Source organism: Marinobacter sp. CH_CUG1437-1 (assembly GCF_037029655.1).
In the GTDB taxonomy this organism is placed as follows: domain Bacteria; phylum Pseudomonadota; class Gammaproteobacteria; order Pseudomonadales; family Oleiphilaceae; genus Marinobacter; species Marinobacter salsuginis.
In genome coordinates this window covers 98,733-114,031 of record NZ_JAYMEW010000008.1, presented here as the reverse complement: position 1 = coordinate 114,031, position 15,299 = coordinate 98,733, and the positions used below count along the sequence as shown (strand labels likewise).

The 15,299-nt window shown below is 55.1% G+C and carries 17 protein-coding genes; 12 read left to right on the top strand and 5 right to left on the bottom strand.

The annotated features are described in order from the left end of the window. Window positions 1–221 precede the first annotated feature (221 nt). Both WA411_RS17580 and WA411_RS17575 read left to right on the top strand, forming a co-directional pair. A complete protein-coding gene (locus WA411_RS17580) occupies window positions 222–605 on the top strand; it encodes a hypothetical protein (protein ID WP_291908470.1) in 384 nt (127 codons plus the stop codon). After that, window positions 592–882 (top strand): MbcA/ParS/Xre antitoxin family protein, encoded by a 291-nt coding sequence (locus tag WA411_RS17575; RefSeq protein WP_336064787.1) that lies wholly within the window; start codon window positions 592–594, stop codon window positions 880–882. Before WA411_RS17580 ends, WA411_RS17575 begins: the two co-directional genes overlap by 14 nt. Window positions 883–1,005: 123 nt before the next feature. Here the strand turns inward: WA411_RS17575 and WA411_RS17570 are convergent, their stop codons facing one another. Both WA411_RS17570 and WA411_RS17565 read right to left on the bottom strand, forming a co-directional pair. Then, complete coding sequence (locus WA411_RS17570; protein WP_291908429.1) at window positions 1,006–1,293, bottom strand: hypothetical protein; 288 nt, start codon at window positions 1,291–1,293, stop codon at window positions 1,006–1,008. 109 nt (window positions 1,294–1,402) lie between these two features. Further along, entirely contained in the window at window positions 1,403–1,885 is a 483-nt protein-coding gene (locus tag WA411_RS17565; RefSeq protein WP_291908427.1) for a hypothetical protein, read from the bottom strand. Window positions 1,886–2,424: 539 nt separating this feature from the next. Here WA411_RS17565 and WA411_RS19105 point away from each other — a divergent pair. The 3 genes from WA411_RS19105 to WA411_RS17555 all read left to right on the top strand — a co-directional run bounded on the left by WA411_RS19105 (window position 2,425) and on the right by WA411_RS17555 (window position 5,054). Then, on the top strand, window positions 2,425–2,616 hold the full coding sequence (locus WA411_RS19105) for an MbcA/ParS/Xre antitoxin family protein (protein WP_366674071.1): 192 nt from the start codon (window positions 2,425–2,427) through the stop codon (window positions 2,614–2,616). 1,239 nt (window positions 2,617–3,855) lie between these two features. After that, a complete protein-coding gene (locus WA411_RS17560; protein ID WP_291908425.1) occupies window positions 3,856–4,539 on the top strand; it encodes a metallophosphoesterase family protein in 684 nt (227 codons plus the stop codon). Window positions 4,540–4,826: 287 nt separating this feature from the next. Next, on the top strand, window positions 4,827–5,054 hold the full coding sequence (locus tag WA411_RS17555) for a hypothetical protein (RefSeq protein WP_291908424.1): 228 nt from the start codon (window positions 4,827–4,829) through the stop codon (window positions 5,052–5,054). A 1-nt stretch (window position 5,055) separates the two neighbouring features. Here the strand turns inward: WA411_RS17555 and WA411_RS17550 are convergent, their stop codons facing one another. Continuing rightward, the gene (locus WA411_RS17550; protein ID WP_291908422.1) at window positions 5,056–5,427 is read right to left on the bottom strand and encodes a SirB2 family protein; all 372 of its coding nucleotides are present in this window, start codon (window positions 5,425–5,427) and stop codon (window positions 5,056–5,058) included. A gap of 123 nt (window positions 5,428–5,550) precedes the next feature. Here WA411_RS17550 and WA411_RS17545 point away from each other — a divergent pair, with 123 nt between their 5' ends. Further along, window positions 5,551–6,735 (top strand): NnrS family protein, encoded by a 1,185-nt coding sequence (locus tag WA411_RS17545; RefSeq protein WP_291908420.1) that lies wholly within the window; start codon window positions 5,551–5,553, stop codon window positions 6,733–6,735. Window positions 6,736–6,748: 13 nt separating this feature from the next. Here WA411_RS17545 and WA411_RS17540 read toward each other — a convergent pair whose 3' ends face one another. Further along, window positions 6,749–7,264 carry an SRPBCC family protein gene (locus WA411_RS17540; protein ID WP_291908418.1) on the bottom strand — a complete coding sequence of 172 codons (516 nt, stop codon included), beginning with the start codon at window positions 7,262–7,264 and terminating at the stop codon, window positions 6,749–6,751. A 223-nt stretch (window positions 7,265–7,487) separates the two neighbouring features. Here WA411_RS17540 and fabA point away from each other — a divergent pair, with 223 nt between their 5' ends. Together fabA and fabB are read left to right on the top strand one after the other, a co-directional pair. Continuing rightward, window positions 7,488–7,997 (top strand): bifunctional 3-hydroxydecanoyl-ACP dehydratase/trans-2-decenoyl-ACP isomerase, encoded by a 510-nt coding sequence (fabA, locus tag WA411_RS17535; RefSeq protein WP_069181834.1) that lies wholly within the window; start codon window positions 7,488–7,490, stop codon window positions 7,995–7,997. An 11-nt stretch (window positions 7,998–8,008) separates the two neighbouring features. Beyond that, window positions 8,009–9,220, top strand: coding sequence for a beta-ketoacyl-ACP synthase I (gene fabB, locus WA411_RS17530; protein ID WP_291908416.1), 1,212 nt, complete (start codon window positions 8,009–8,011; stop codon window positions 9,218–9,220). Between the two features lie 6 nt (window positions 9,221–9,226). On the opposite strand, the gene WA411_RS17525 is transcribed toward fabB, so the two are convergent. Continuing rightward, window positions 9,227–9,583, bottom strand: coding sequence for a helix-turn-helix transcriptional regulator (locus WA411_RS17525; RefSeq protein ID WP_014578227.1), 357 nt, complete (start codon window positions 9,581–9,583; stop codon window positions 9,227–9,229). A gap of 158 nt (window positions 9,584–9,741) precedes the next feature. Between WA411_RS17525 and trhP the strand changes: the two genes are divergently transcribed. The 4 genes from trhP to sufD all read left to right on the top strand — a co-directional run bounded on the left by trhP (window position 9,742) and on the right by sufD (window position 15,294). Continuing rightward, window positions 9,742–11,061 (top strand): prephenate-dependent tRNA uridine(34) hydroxylase TrhP, encoded by a 1,320-nt coding sequence (trhP, locus tag WA411_RS17520; protein ID WP_291908413.1) that lies wholly within the window; start codon window positions 9,742–9,744, stop codon window positions 11,059–11,061. Window positions 11,062–11,547: 486 nt separating this feature from the next. Continuing rightward, a complete protein-coding gene (gene sufB, locus WA411_RS17515) occupies window positions 11,548–12,996 on the top strand; it encodes a Fe-S cluster assembly protein SufB (RefSeq protein WP_069181837.1) in 1,449 nt (482 codons plus the stop codon). A 225-nt stretch (window positions 12,997–13,221) separates the two neighbouring features. Beyond that, window positions 13,222–13,995, top strand: coding sequence for a Fe-S cluster assembly ATPase SufC (sufC, locus tag WA411_RS17510; protein ID WP_069181838.1), 774 nt, complete (start codon window positions 13,222–13,224; stop codon window positions 13,993–13,995). A 12-nt stretch (window positions 13,996–14,007) separates the two neighbouring features. Beyond that, window positions 14,008–15,294: a Fe-S cluster assembly protein SufD gene (gene sufD, locus WA411_RS17505; protein WP_136631293.1), complete on the top strand. Its 1,287-nt coding sequence runs from the start codon at window positions 14,008–14,010 to the stop codon at window positions 15,292–15,294. Window positions 15,295–15,299: the final 5 nt, after the last annotated feature.

Sequence of the window (15,299 nt, the reverse complement as noted above, 5' to 3'; positions counted from 1 at the left end):
GGTAACGCACTGAGTTGGCATTGTATTATTAATTGCACCTTTGAAATCGACTGGAACCTGGCCTCAGGGGACAGAGGAAAGCGGCTTTTAACCCAACCACTGTTTCGCTCTCTCCGCTCAGGACACGCACCTTTCCGATCGATGGTGTTCTTCCCGTCGTTTCTGTGGCAACGTAACACCACAGAAACGAATGGCTTTTTGAGGAGCCTACCCAGTCAGTGATGAGTCCTACATCCGAACAAAAAACACTCCAACAACGTCAGGCGGGCCTGAAGGCGGCGTATCGGATCATGAAGGGCTGGGGGGTCGAAGACTCAGATCAAAACCGCATCCTCGACGTTGACCAAAACACTTTTGACTCAACTGAGGAACTCAAGGCGTTGACAGAACGCCAGTTGGTGACGATTTCTTATCTTCTGAATATTCACGCGTCTCTCAGAGAGGTCTTTCAGAACCCGGAGAATCACCTCGGCTTTATGACCGCGGCTAACCAGAATTCCCCGTATTTTGGTCGGCGGCCTCTCGATTTCGTTTTGACCGGTGAGATTGATTCCCTAAAAAAAGTCTATGAGAGCCTGGAGCAATTGAAAAATGGACTCTGGTAAAGACCTAAGCATCCAGGATATAGCCGAGCAGCTAGGTGTCTGCAGAGAGGAGCTGCCGGAAAATGCCCTTCTAGCGAACTTTCCGCGGGAGGACGTTTGCATATTGTTTAAAGCGCTCTACCATCGCATGCACGCCGTCATCGGGAACGATCGAGACAACCTGGCTCACTGGTTGAGAACGCCCAATGAAGCATTCAAATGCAGACCGATTGATCGCTTGAGTTCGATTGAGGGCTTTCGGGAGGTTCTACGCTACCTCGAGTTCTTTTCTCAATAACCAAAGGGAAGGGATTGATTGAATTTCGTAGCCTTCAGCGGCCTGGACGATGGCATCCTGCACTTTTTGCTGCGGCACAGGAGCAACAGCATCGTGACGAGCCTTACGACCGCCTTCAGGCGCCTAATCATAGGGGCAGTCTGGGCTCCCCCATTCCAGACCAACTGGCCCACCTACAGCGCCTTGGAGCTTTCGGTACTTTATCCATTTGATCGCGATTTCATCCAGCGCTTCGGATGGGATCTCCACAGTTAGGCGTTCGATGATTTGTTCCTTGAACGTCTCCTTTGAAACCTCATAAGAGGCAGGCTTCTCGAGCGCCAGGAACACTGAACGAGGTACCGCCGACAGAAGCTCTTCGTTGTAAAGATGAAAATTATCGCCTGAAGCGATCGACGCCTTGGTACTCATTTGCCCTCTCCCAGTGTCGACTTATTGATTGTCGGTTTGAACACTCCCAAAACATCGAGTAGATTCCAGCTGTCGTTTAGCACCTACTCGGCATTCACCCGATCGCTCCTCAGGAAAGGCGTCGAATAATAGCCTCGGGATTGGCACGCCAAATCAGAACACCTGTCGCGCTCAATGTTCGACGTTTTTTCTGCCGGCTGAAGCCGAGTTCAATCAGGTCTGGGTGATCTACTTCCCCATTCCAAATAGCATCTGGATCGTCGCAGGCCAAGAATCTTAACCCGCTTTCAAACGCCATCCTGGCCAAGAAAATGAAGACACCAGTAAGCCGCCCTTGCTGTGCAACCATCCGACCGATTACCAAAGAATCTTCCAACCAGGAACAGTCGCCTCTGCTTGCCTTCTCTTCGCGAAGTTCAAGATGTGATAGAAATCCCTCCCCCGTGTATTTCAGGAGGTTCTCCCAGACGGCAATTTCGCCCGCGCAGCCCAAATTTTCCAAAAAGAATTTTAGTCGTTCAGCCGTTCGTTGGATTGAGGTTTCTCGTAGGTCGATAGCCTCGCAGATCGATATTGAAATAATTGCCTCCAATCCACACTGTGGCGCTGAACTGGCTGAAACAGGCTCAGTGTTCGTTATGAACCACTTTAATTTAGAGGATTATATCTGTCGAGCAATCTAAGCATGGTCTACTTCGTCAATTCTGATAAATGATATTTGAAGAGCTTGACCTCGACTTAAATATATTATCTTTCAACCAAAGACCACTTTTAAAATTTTAATCGTTTAAATTACCGAAGCAGGTTAAAATACGTTAAAGATCTCCGACCACATAACTTGAGGAATGAAATGAATTACATAAATGAGACAATCATGGAGTGTTACAGAGATAGGTTTCCTGAAAGCTCAACGTACCTGCAGGAGAAGAGAGAAAAGCTGTCGCAAGCGAAATCGATCTGGGACAGCATCGGCCATCTTGAGAGCCTTGATGCCAGTAGCCGACGACACTTCAGCCACCTGACAGATATCCGACTCGAAGACATTGAGGCGTTAATCAGAGTTTACCAAACGCTCTACCTTAAAGTTTGAAAGCTCTACTGATCTTATTTGGGAGCATCGGAAATTACACTATGAAACCCGATGACTTGGAGGACATTAAAAGAACATACTTCGAGAACGATGACTCGATTTTTGAGGAGTGGTTAGACCGCCCAGTGAAAGCCCTGGAACATAAAACGCCAAGAGAACTCCTTGCTACGGTTGACGGATGCAAGAAAGTTAAATTATATCTTTCGCAAGTCAAGTACGGTGACTATTCTTAACGAGCAAATTTGTTTTTCGTTAGATTTCGAAGCATCTTCCCCGTTGTTCAAACCCGCTGGCGCAAGATTGACCTGGAATTTTTGGGTAGTTCCGACATCGTTTCCGGATGGGTCCTTTAACTCCCCACTCGCTATCCCTCAGCAACGACCCATTCCAAAGTCTTGAGGTCTCGGTTTTTGGTCCAAAAACAGTAAGCCGAGAGCGTGCGGCTTGAATCACGGCCCTTGGTAATTTGAGGCTCCACCATTAAGCACCACTGACGTTCTTATAGAGATGTGGTGATTTTCTATGTCTATATATGAGCAGATCAAAAAAAATCAAATTGTTCAAGCAGTTAGTGAGTTTTCGAGACTATTTATGAGCTAAGCAGGGTGGCTTTTTGAGATACATGGTGAAAAGCTAAGTCTATATGTGAGCAGATGTAACTTAGCTCCCCGACCGGATAAAGGGTGGAAACCAGGTCGTGAATTTTTGCGTCTGTATATGAGCAGGTTAAAAACTTTATTTTACAGTCGCTTACAAAACCTCACTATGGATTTTGCTTGCTGCTGCGCCCTAAAAATGCACGAGTTGGTTACCAGGAAGGAAGTGTGCTCATCCTTCTGCTTACACCACAGAACCCCCTGAAAACAGAGGCTTCTGGGATATGTTGGCGGGTAAATCGGTCTGCTTACACCATTCTGAGCAGGGCTCGACGATGCTTGCACCACGCTCAGGTAGGTAATCTACGCTGATTACTCTGTGAATGCTTTGGTCGTCTCGGAGCTGTAAGCGCCAAATGCAAGCCATTGAGCTATCGTGATCAGCTTACAAGTCGTTAATTTGATTGCCTTCCGAAGGTCAAGGTGGTCAAACAGGACAAGAGACCGCTTACGTCATTTCCGAGCTAATTTTCTGCAGCTATTGGTGACCAATACTGGCCATTTAACGCAACCACTACTCGTGTCGACCTCCACGCAGAAGGAGTCCAGTATGTGCTCGATCAAATGTCAATTACCTTAACGCATTCGGGCGCAAGAACTGAATGCGAACGACAACATGCGTAAAGTAAAGTCACTGTACGAACGATTGAATTCATTTGCGGGTGTCGCATGCGATTGACTGGCATTGATCCAACACCGTTCCACTCCCTTCCTTACTGGACAAGTGCCCCCAGCAGAATGCCATGTAAGAGAGAGCTGCCATTTTTCCATGCCAAAGCTGAATGGCTTCCAAACGACATTGGATGTTTGGTTTTGATGTCGGACCTTCAGGGCCGGGAATATCTATCCGATCGGTTAGAAGGCAACGAAAGGCTGCTCGGCGAAGCAGTTGCGGAAGAGCTTTCTCTGCTCGTGGGCCTCGGCGAAATCCCACCAATCAGTACGGTAATGATATGCGGAGATCTATACGAATATCCTGACTGCCGAAAACCCGGGGGTACAGGCCCAGTTGAAGCGGTATTTCTATCGCTCTCGCGGGTCTCTGAAGAAGTCATTGCCGTTCTTGGAAATCACGACTCTTTGGCTTCCACAACTAAACTCCCCGTGAAAATCGTAGTTTTGAACGGAAACGTGGTCAAAACTAACTTTGGACTCCGGGTCGGGGGGCTCGGTGGAATCATTGGTGATCCGAAACGCCACAACCGTTGGGACGAGGATGCATTTGTCCGCCACATGGAGCTGTGTATCCAAAAGCACCCCCATACTCTTATGCTACATGAGGGTCCCGAAGACACAGACGGAAGCCGGGAGGGCAATCCTGTTATTACCCAATCTCTGGAAAAGGGATTTTCAGGCCTCACATTATTCGGTCACAAGCACTGGCCTGACTCTCCATTGATCGATATCGGGAATGGCCAAGCACTTAATCTCGACGCTAGAGTGGTGGTCGTTGCTCCAAACGTTGATGCAAACAGTGCGACCATCAAATGTCCGCTATAAGAACCGAGCGGCCACTTTATGCTTTCAACACCAACAAATTTTTCATCAGATCCCTGTCGTTGGTGAGTGACTTTCATCGCCTGTCACTGATGGGCATTCTAGTGTCGGTTGCAGATCCAAAAAAGCGTTGTTGATTGGTGGGAATTCCCAAACAGAATCCCTAAGAAAATTGTTGCAGAAAAAATGTTTCCCACTGAGATTTCTAAACTTCTGTTTCTCATGTGCTGCTTCCTCATTTAGCAACGTAAATCGCATATTTCTTATTGGTATAAACCGGCTACGCCACCATGGAGCAATACCCGCTTAGCTGGATTTTCTACCTCACCTTCATTTTCCTCACAGCGTTTGTGTTCCTGAACATGATGATCGGGGCGATCCTGGAAGTTATGGGCGAGGAGCAGAACGCCAAGCAGGCCCAGAAGGCTCACGATGAGCGGGACGAGATTGCCCGCCAGCTCCAGGCAGTGCAGGTTCAGCTGGCGGAACTGACAAAGCAGGTCAGCGAAAAACGCTGACTCAGAATGGCTTGGTCATCGCCAGATGCAGAATGGCGCTCACCTGTCCCAGGGCAAGTACGGCGGCTGAAATTCGAACGGGCTTGCCTAGGGTGGTCTTCAGAGCGAATACGCCGGCAATGATGTAGCCGAACAGCAACACGATCTTGGCAATCAGCCACCCGGGCATGGCCGAGGCGTAGCCGGCGACAAAAACCAGGGAAATGGCCGCCACCAACAGAATCGTGTCGTTGATGTGGGGAATAAACCGCAGCGGGGTCTGGCGCCAGCCAGGCCGACCGACCGCGTCCAGCAGCAGCCGCAGGGCAAACAGCGTGATAGTCAGGTACGCAGTGGTCATGTGCAGGTGCTTCAGGATCATGTACGACGTCATGGAAGTTCCCTTGTAATTGAATGGGTTGCGCCTATTGTACGCAATCTACCTCCAAGCAGGTATGGTTAACAAAGTCGGCAGGGTTTAACATATACACAAAATACATGTATATGGGAGACATCTATGCGGGCCATTCCGACTTCCCCTGATCGGGCGTCTGCCAGCGTCGGTCAGTTATTTTCCTATCCATTCCGGATCTTCTTTCTGTCCATGACCGTTCTGGCTCTCGCCGCCATCCCCCTCTGGGTAATGCAGGTAAACGGAGTTATCAGCCTGCCTCTGGCGATGCCAGGATTATTTTGGCACCAACACGAAATGCTGTTCGGGTTCCTCTCGGCAGCTATCGCGGGGTTCCTGCTGACCGCCGTCTGCGTGTGGACCCAGACCGAGCGTACCCACGGATTCAGACTGGTGCTGCTCTGGGGCGTCTGGCTCGCCGGCCGCCTGTTGTTGGCAACCGGAGCAGACCTTCCATACTGGCTGGTACAGGGCGTGAACCTCGCTTTCCTGCCTCTGGTAATGGTGGATGCCGGCTGGCGAATCTGGCATGCCCGGCAAAAAAGACAATTGATGATCATGGTAGTGCTGGGCCTGCTCTGGCTGATGCAGATCGGGTTCGTTACACGTCTGGACATGACCTTCAGTTACGGCGCCCTGATCATGGCCATGGCACTGATCAGCATCATCGGAGGGCGCATCACGCCGGCATTTTCCAGCGGTTGGTTGCGCCAGCGCGGCTTCGACGGCAACGTGGTGAAAACAATTCCCGCCCTCGATATGGCAACGATTTTCAGCCTGATTCTGCTGATGGCTTCCCTTGTCACCGGCTGGGAGACCGTTACCGGTGCTCTGGCCCTGCTGTCCGGTACGCTGATGCTGGTGCGGCTGGCTGGCTGGAAAGGCTGGCTTGTGCGTCGGGAACCCCTGCTCTGGATTCTGCACCTGTCCATATTGTGGGTGCCGGTCGCCCTGTTTCTGCTGGCAGGCACATTGTTCGCCGGCTGGCCGTCCAACGCGTGGAGTCACGCTGCCGGAACCGGGGCGGTCGCATGCCTGATTCTGGGGGTTATTGCACGGGTGGCACTCGGCCACAGCGGCAGACCGCTGGTGTTACCAAGGGGGATGGTGCTTGCGTTCGTCGCGATTCATCTGGCCGCGCTGGTACGGGTGCTCACGGCCTTCGAAATTATCCCATGGCACCCCGGCATTGGCAGCAGCACCCTGCTCTGGCTGTTTGCTTTCGGTATGTTCCTTTACCGCTACACCGGCATCCTGGCCAGCCCCAGACCGGATGGCCGCGAAGGCTGAAACCGCTGGCTGGTCAGGCGGCTAACTCCTGCCTGACCAGCAACTCGAACCTTGCCCTCGCCTGGCGAAACCGGCTCGCCGGGAAGTGAATACTTATTCCTTCCAGGGCCGCCAATAGCATTTCAAGGTGCGCATCCCAGCCCGCGCACGCAATGGGCACCAGTTCATCATCGGGCAGCAGCAATATCAGTGACAGACGGGTTCCCTCGTCGATGGGCTCAAGCTCCCATACCAACGGCCGCTCGGCGGAATCGCCGGAACTCCAGGAATAGGCCAGGCGACGATTGGGCTGGCAATCCGTCACGCGGCAATCGATCGGCATACCGCTGTTACCGAAATCAAGCTGAACCCGACCGCCCGGCCGGGCGTCGAGTGTGCCCGGAGCCAACCACTCTGCCAGACACACCGAGTCGGTGAGCATTTCCCAGACGCGTTCCGGCAAATGCCCGGTCTCTCTTTCCAGACATACCATGACCCGGTCACCCTTGCGCCAGATCTTGCCTTCGATGGTTTCCTCATACCCGGACATACGATGTCCTCCTTGCCGGTTTCGACTCTCCGGATTTCGCAAAACGGACTCTGGATGATTGTATTCGCGGGCACGTGCATCCACCTTGATGACCATCAAACGGGTGGGAACAGAAGGAAGGCGGGAACTTCAAACGGGCAATCATCCACTAAAGGTCAATAGCTCCTCGTGAAATTCGAGCTAAAGTATGAGGAAATCATTTTGTAACAGAGACACTGGCACTATGAACCCGGATCATTTTGATAAAGAAGACCTGATCAAATGCGGCCATGGCGAGCTCTTCCCTGGCTCCATGCGTCTGCCCATCAACGAGATGCTGATGTTCGACCGCGTCACGCATATCGCAGACGACGACGGCCTCTACGGCAAAGGCAGCCTGGTAGCGGAGCTCGACATCAATCCGGACCTGTGGTTTTTCAAGGTACACTTCGTTGATGATCCTGTGATGCCCGGTTGTCTTGGCCTGGATGCCATGTGGCAGCTGGTTGGCTTCTTCCTGGCCTGGGGTGGCGGTGAAGGCAAGGGTCGCGCACTGGGCGCCGGCGAAGTGAAGTTTACCGGCCAGGTGCTGCCCACAGCCAAGAAGGTCACTTACCACCTGGATCTGAAGCGTGTGATCAGGCGCAAGCTGACCATGGCAATCGCTGACGGCCGGATGGAAGTAGACGGCCGGGAAATCTACACAGCCAAAGACCTGCGGGTTGGCATGTTCACTTCGACCGATGATTTTTAGGAGTTAACAGGATGCGTCGTGTTGTAATCACCGGTATGGGCATCGTTTCCAGCCTTGGTACCAACCAGAAGGAAGTCGCCCAGTCCCTCAAGGAATCCCGTTCCGGCATAGGCTTCAGCGAAGAAGCCCGGGATAACGGTCTGCGCAGCCACATCTGCGGCCAGATCAACCTGAACCTACCGGAATTGATTGACCGTAAACTGTGGCGCTTCATGTGCCCGGCTTCCGGCTATACCTACCTGGCCATGCGCGAGGCTATCGAACAGGCCGGGCTGACCGACGAACACATCAAGGCCGATACCACCGGCATTATCTTCGGTCAGGGTGGCGCGTCGACGGTTGAGTTGCTGGATTCCATAGACACACATCGCGACCGCGGCATCCGCCGTGTTGGCCCTTATCGCGTGCCGCGCACCATGGGCAGCGCGATCAACGCGTCACTGGCAACCGGGTTTGGTATTCGCGGCATTAACTACGGCATTACCTCCGCCTGCGCCACCAGCGCGCATTCCATCGGCCATGCCGCCGACCTGATTGCGCTCGGGCGCCAGGATGTGATGTTTGCCGGCGGCGGTGAAGATATCCATTGGACCCTGAGCCTGCTTTTCGATGCCATGGGTGCCCTGTCGACGAAATACAACGACACGCCGGAACTGGCTTCACGCACCTATGACGCAAACCGGGATGGCTTTGTCATCTCTGGAGGCGGCGGCGTGCTGGCACTTGAGGCCCTGGAACACGCCGAGGCCCGTGGCGCAAATATCCTGGCGGAACTGGTTGGCTTTGGCGCCACCTCAGACGGCGCGGATATGGTCGCCCCGAGTGGCGAAGGCGCAGTGCGGTGCATGAAGCAGGCCATGAAAAACCTGGATGGCGAGATCAGCTACATCAATACCCACGGCACCAGCACACCGGCCGGTGATGTAACCGAGCTGAAAGCGCTGAAGGAGACATTTGGCGACAAGATTCCGCCGCTGAGCTCCACCAAGCCCCTGTGTGGTCACGCCCTGGGTGCCGCCGGCGTGCACGAAGCCATTTACAGCCTGATCATGCAACGTGAAGGTTTCATTGCGCCGTCTGCCAACATCGAGACACTCGACGAAGGCGCAGAAGGTTATCCGATTGTCCGTGAGCGCATGGACAACCAGAACCTCGACCTGGTGATGAGCAACAGCTTCGGCTTTGGCGGTACCAACGCCACGCTGGTGTTCAAGAAAGTCTGAGCCTGATCAGGAAAGCCTGACAGAGCGGTATTCAGCCGGGGATGTCCCCATCCAGCGCTTGAAAGCCCGGCTGAATGCGCTCAACTCCGAAAACCCGAGCTGCTCGGCAATTTCCACCAGCGGCTTGGTCCTATCCTGCATATAAGTCAGCGCCTGCCGACGCCGAACATCTTCAAGCAGACGGGCGAATGTCAGCCCTTCACGCTTCAGTTTCTTGTGCAGCGTGTAACGGCTCATATGCAGCTGCGACGCCACGACTTCCACACCAACCTTGCCACGGGCAAGCTGAACACTGATCAGGGAACTGACCCTGACACTCAGCGAAGCCCGCGCCACCTCTGGCGTCAGAGGCTTTGATGCCATCTGGAACTCCTCCTTTGCAACGCATCGGCTCGAAATACCGGAACCGTGAGCGTACACATGTTAGCCGAAAACAATCAATACGACCTTTGAGCAGGATCAAGGGAACATCCGCCCGCATACGGCAAAATGCCCCGCTTTCAGAATCCCCCGGAGCCACTATGAACACCCCGGAACTGCTCGCCCCCGCTGGGACCCCCGAACACCTGGAAACGGCCTTTGCCTACGGCGCCGACGCTGTCTACGCCGGCCAGCCCCGCTACTCGCTGAGAGTAAGAAACAACAGTTTCAAAGACGTTGCAGCCCTCGGCGCCGGCATTGAACGGGCCCACCAGCTGGGCAAACAGTTCTACCTTGTTTCCAACATAGCACCTCACAACGACAAGGTACGCTCCTACCTCAGGGATCTGGAACCGGTACTGGAGCAAAAACCCGATGCCCTGATCATGTCGGATCCCGGCCTGATCATGCTGGTGCGGGCAAAATGGCCAGACCAGCCTATCCATCTCTCGGTACAGGCCAACGCGGTGAACTGGGCTACCGTAGAATTCTGGCGCCGACAGGGCATCAGCCGGGTCATCCTCTCCCGGGAACTGGCACTGAATGAGATTCGCGAGATCCGGGACCGGGTGCCGGACATGGAGCTGGAAGTCTTCGTACACGGCGCCCTGTGTATGGCCTACTCCGGTCGCTGCCTGCTCTCGGGCTACATGAACCACCGGGATGCCAACCAGGGCGCCTGCACCAACGCCTGCCGCTGGAACTACAAGCAGGTCCAGCACGGCCACGACCAGACCGGCGACCTGATCGCCACCTGCGGCGGCAGCGACGTACAGGAAATGACACCAAAAGAAATCCTGCTGGAAGAACCCAACCGGCCGGGCGGCTACATACCCGCCTACGAGGACGAGCACGGCACCTACATCATGAACTCAAAGGATTTGAGAGCCGTTCAGCACGTCGCCGAACTGGCAAAGATGGGCGTCCACTCCCTGAAAATCGAGGGCCGTACAAAAAGCACCTACTACGTGGCCCGCACCACCCAGGTCTACCGCCGCGCCATCGACGAGGCGATGCAGGACAAGCCCTTCGACATGAACCTGATGGACGAACTGGAAGCCCTCTCCAACCGCGGCTACACCGAAGGCTTCCTCCGCCGCCACATGCCCCGCGAGTACCAGACCTACGAACAGGGCTCCTCATTCCTCGGCACCCAGCAGGTGGTCGGAACCATCACCGATACCGACGACCAATGGCTGACCATCGATGTGAAAAACAAATTCGCCCCCGGCGACCAACTGGAACTGATCAGCCCGGCCGGCAACATTCGCTTCTCCGCCAGCACCATGGAAAACCGAAACGGCCAGTCCATGGACTATGCGCCAGGCAGCGGGCATATCGTTCGCATTCCGAAACCGGCTGATCTTCCAAAGACTCTGGAGCACAGCTACCTCACCAGAATCCTGGCTACCGGCGACTAGCAATTAGTCTGAGGCGGGGTGAGTGGGAAGCCTCCCCAGACTGTGTGTTGCCAGGGATGGCAACACCAAGCCCCCATGGATGGGTTCACGGCGTGTCTGGGGAGGCTTCCCGCTCACCCCGCCCTGCACTCACCTCAAAAACTTCAGTCCTACAAGAACCAGGCTATCAGCCTCATTACCACCCCCTTAGTGCCCCAAAGGCCGATTAAGGTATAATCACCCCACGCACAAATTAATACCTGACTATTTTACTCTGGTATTGTATAATCGCTCGCCAGAAGCGATGGATCCAGGCTGCTTTTTTTGCTCAGTTACCAGTGACAGCCTGGGCAATCCGTCATCCAAAAAGCGATTGCAGGGCGTACTCACAGGACGAGCGACCACTGCAACACACAAACTGATGATATCCGATCGGCAACCCATCCTTGAGGCTGCCGGCGACACCAAGGGCGAAAGCCCGCGATGAGAGAATACGGAGCGACGATCATGGCGACCACCGACCAAGAGGTGAACGAGCTGATCAAACGGGAATACGAGCACGGATTCGTAACAGACATCGAATCCGACACGTTCGAGCCCGGCCTGAATGAAGACGTTATCGCCCGCCTGTCCGGCATCAAGAAAGAGCCGGAGTGGATGCTGGAGTGGCGTCTGAAAGCCTACCGTCGCTGGCTCGAGATGGAAGAGCCGGACTGGGCCCACGTGGGCTACCCGAAAATCGACTACAACTCGATTTCCTACTATTCCGCGCCCAAGCGCAAGGAAGACATGCCCCAGAGTCTGGATGAAGTGGATCCGGAACTGCTGAAAACCTACGAGAAGCTGGGCATTCCCCTGCACGAGCGCGAAAAGCTCGCGGGCGTGGCGGTAGACGCGGTGTTCGATTCCGTCTCCGTGGCAACCACCTTCAAGGAACCGCTGGCCAAGGCCGGTGTGATTTTCTGCTCCATTTCCGAGGCGATTCGTGATTACCCGGAACTGGTGCAGAAATACCTCGGTTCGGTTGTCCCCCATGGCGACAACTTCTTCGCCGGGCTCAACTCAGCGGTCTTCTCTGACGGCACCTTCGTTTACGTGCCCAAAGGCGTTCGCTGCCCTATGGAACTGTCCACCTACTTCCGCATCAACGCGGCCAACACCGGTCAGTTCGAGCGCACCCTGATCATCGCCGACGAAGGCAGCTACGTCAGCTATCTTGAAGGCTGCACCGCGCCCATGCGGGATGAAAACCAGCTGCACGCAGCAGTTGTCGAGCTGGTGGCCCTGGACGACGCCCAGATCAAGTACTCAACCGTACAGAACTGGTACCCGGGCGACGAAGAAGGCAAAGGCGGCATCTTCAACTTCGTTACCAAGCGCGGCGCTGCCATCGGCAAGAATTCCAAGATTTCCTGGACTCAGGTCGAAACTGGCTCAGCGGTTACCTGGAAGTACCCCAGCTGCGTCCTGCGTGGCGAGAACAGTGTTGGCGAGTTCTACTCCGTGGCCCTGACCAACAACTTCCAGCAGGCCGACACCGGCACCAAGATGATTCACCTGGGCAAGAACACCTCCAGCACGATCATCTCCAAGGGGATTTCCGCCGGGAAGAGCTCCAACGCCTACCGTGGCCTGGTTAAATTCGGTCCCGGCGCGGAAGGCGCGCGTAACTTCACCCAGTGCGATTCGCTGCTGATCGGCGACCGCTGCGGCGCGCACACCTTCCCGTACATCGAGAGCAAGAACAAGTCGGCCATCGTCGAGCACGAGGCGACCACTTCGAAGGTGAGCGACGAGCAGATGTTCCTTTGCCGCCAGCGCGGCATCGACCCGGAGCAGGCGGTGTCCATGATCGTGAACGGCTTCTGCAAAGAAGTCTTCAAGGAGCTGCCCATGGAGTTCGCGGTCGAAGCCGGCAAGCTGCTTGAGGTCAGCCTCGAAGGGTCCGTCGGTTAAGGGCTCCGCTGGTTAACAGGACGGCAAACGCAAAAGCATAGCGGAAGCCGTCGGGCAGGCCCTTCCGGGATCGTCGAAATCAGGGATGATTTCAACGAGCGTACAGGGACGTATTTACAGCGTATCCCGGAAGGGCCTGCCCGATGGCTGACTCACCCGATTCAGCGGTCAGCAAGACCAGGGTGAACATCAGAATTCAACGGTTAAACGAGAGAGAAGCCACAAATGCTGAGCATCAAGAACCTGCACGCATCCGTTGAGGGCAAAGAAATCCTCAAGGGCATCAACCTGGAAATCAAGGCCGGGGAAGTTCACGCCATCATGGGCCCGAACGGTTCTGGCAAGAGTACCCTGTCGCAGGTGCTTGCAGGCAACGAGGCATTTGAAGTCACCGAGGGTGAGATCAGCCTGAACGGTGAAAACCTGCTTGAACTTGAAACCGAAGAGCGCGCCCGTGAAGGCATCTTTCTGGCATTCCAGTACCCGGTGGAAATCCCCGGGGTAAGCAACCTGCAGTTCCTGCGTACCGCCGTGAACGCCATGCGTCAGCACAAGGGCCAGGACGAGATGAACGCGGCCGAGTTCATGAAGCTCGCCAAAGAGATTTCCAAACAGGTGGATCTGGATCCCTCATTCCTCAAGCGGGGTGTCAACGAAGGCTTCTCTGGTGGCGAGAAGAAGCGTAACGAGATCCTTCAGGCTCTGCTGCTGCAGCCGAAGCTGGCAATTCTCGACGAGACCGATTCTGGCCTTGATATCGACGCCCTGAAGGTTGTTTCTGACGGCGTAAACGCTCTGCGCGCTGAAGACCGCGCCATCCTGATGGTGACCCACTACCAGCGTCTGCTGAACCACATCGTGCCGGATTACGTGCACGTGCTGGCCGGCGGCAAGATCATCAAATCCGGTGGCCGCGAGCTGGCCCTGGAGCTGGAAGAACGCGGCTACGGCTGGCTGGGCATCAAGGATGAAGAAACTGCCGACAGTTCAGCCAATTAAGGAGGTCGCGGAATGAAACCAGCACCCACGCTTTCCACCGCGTTCCTGCATCCGGCCGGTCAGTCACTGCCGGAGCCGCTGCTCGCCCTGCGCAAGCAACGGGGTACCGCGTTGGTCGACATGCCGTTGCCAACCCGGAAAACCGAAAACTGGAAGTACTCCAGCAAGTACCTGAAGCTGACCGACGAGATGGCTATTTCGCTGCCGGCGGAAGGCAAGACCGGCAGCAGTCTGGCAGTGCCCGGTTACAAGGTCGCGTTTCTCAATGGCGTGATGATGCCTGAGGCCTGTGAATACCCGGACTTGGACGGCATCAGCATCCAGAGTTTCGGTGATCTGAGCGACGAGGAGGCCAGTGATCTGGCGGACCGTCTGGACAGCACCCTGGACAACAAAGCCGTCCAGATGGCGCGGCTGAACTCCGCCCGTTTTGAAGACGGTCTGCTGATTCGCCTGAAGCCGGACGCTGTGCTCGACCAGCCGCTGTTCATCGTTCACGAAGTCACAGCTGAGGCCAGCGGTTCGGCCTTCCCGCGTATTTTCGTAGACGCCGGCCGTCACAGCCAGATTACGCTCGTAGAGGAATATATCTCCAGCGGCTCGGCCCCGGTCATGGTTAACACCGTTACCGAGTTCAACGTCGCAGAGGGCGCCAACATCACCAGCATTCGCCTCAACATGGAAGGCGAGAATGTCCAGCACATTGGCTCTACCGGTGTCCTGCAGCAACGCAGCTCCCGGTTCGAAAGCCACACTGTCGGGTTTGGCGGCCCGCTCCGCCGGCACGATCTGCAGGTTCGGCTGGAAGGCGAAGGCGCCGAGTGCAAGCTTAACGGCGTGGTTGTTACCCAGGGAAAACAGCATTACGACAACCACACCACCATTGAGCACGTGGCTGCCCACTGCAACAGCGAGGAAACCTATCGCAATATTGCAGCAGATCAGTCCCATGCCGTGTTCAATGGCCGGATTCATATCCATCAGGACGCCCAGAAGTCCAATGCGGATATGAACAACAAGAACCTGCTGCTGTCCAACGGGGCAGAAATCGATACCAAGCCGGAACTCGAAATCTACGCCGACGACGTAAAGTGTGCCCATGGCGCAACCATCGGCCAGCTGGATGAGACCTCTCTGTTCTACCTGGTTTCACGAGGCATCGGACGGCGTGAGGCGAACGTTCTGCTCACCATGGCCTTTATCAACGAGCTGGTGGAACAGATTCCGGTTGAAGCAGTGCGGGAAACGGTCCAGGGCCGGCTGAACCACTTCTTCGAACAGACATTCCAGGAGGCGTAAGCGGT

Excerpts from the sequence above, each read along its gene's own strand:
- WA411_RS17555 (WP_291908424.1), top strand. The coding sequence starts at position 4,827 with ATGGAGCAATACCCGCTTAGCTGGATTTTCTACCTCACCTTCATTTTC.
- WA411_RS17580 (WP_291908470.1), top strand. The coding sequence starts at position 222 with ATGAGTCCTACATCCGAACAAAAAACACTCCAACAACGTCAGGCGGGC.
- WA411_RS17560 (WP_291908425.1), top strand. The coding sequence starts at position 3,856 with ATGTCGGACCTTCAGGGCCGGGAATATCTATCCGATCGGTTAGAAGGC.
- sufD (WP_136631293.1), top strand. The coding sequence starts at position 14,008 with ATGAAACCAGCACCCACGCTTTCCACCGCGTTCCTGCATCCGGCCGGT.
- fabB (WP_291908416.1), top strand. The coding sequence starts at position 8,009 with ATGCGTCGTGTTGTAATCACCGGTATGGGCATCGTTTCCAGCCTTGGT.
- WA411_RS17575 (WP_336064787.1), top strand. The coding sequence starts at position 592 with ATGGACTCTGGTAAAGACCTAAGCATCCAGGATATAGCCGAGCAGCTA.
- WA411_RS17570 (WP_291908429.1), bottom strand. The coding sequence starts at position 1,293 with ATGAGTACCAAGGCGTCGATCGCTTCAGGCGATAATTTTCATCTTTAC.
- WA411_RS17545 (WP_291908420.1), top strand. The coding sequence starts at position 5,551 with ATGCGGGCCATTCCGACTTCCCCTGATCGGGCGTCTGCCAGCGTCGGT.
- WA411_RS17525 (WP_014578227.1), bottom strand. The coding sequence starts at position 9,583 with ATGGCATCAAAGCCTCTGACGCCAGAGGTGGCGCGGGCTTCGCTGAGT.
- trhP (WP_291908413.1), top strand. The coding sequence starts at position 9,742 with ATGAACACCCCGGAACTGCTCGCCCCCGCTGGGACCCCCGAACACCTG.
- sufC (WP_069181838.1), top strand. The coding sequence starts at position 13,222 with ATGCTGAGCATCAAGAACCTGCACGCATCCGTTGAGGGCAAAGAAATC.
- WA411_RS19105 (WP_366674071.1), top strand. The coding sequence starts at position 2,425 with ATGAAACCCGATGACTTGGAGGACATTAAAAGAACATACTTCGAGAAC.
- WA411_RS17540 (WP_291908418.1), bottom strand. The coding sequence starts at position 7,264 with ATGTCCGGGTATGAGGAAACCATCGAAGGCAAGATCTGGCGCAAGGGT.
- WA411_RS17550 (WP_291908422.1), bottom strand. The coding sequence starts at position 5,427 with ATGACGTCGTACATGATCCTGAAGCACCTGCACATGACCACTGCGTAC.
- sufB (WP_069181837.1), top strand. The coding sequence starts at position 11,548 with ATGGCGACCACCGACCAAGAGGTGAACGAGCTGATCAAACGGGAATAC.
- fabA (WP_069181834.1), top strand. The coding sequence starts at position 7,488 with ATGAACCCGGATCATTTTGATAAAGAAGACCTGATCAAATGCGGCCAT.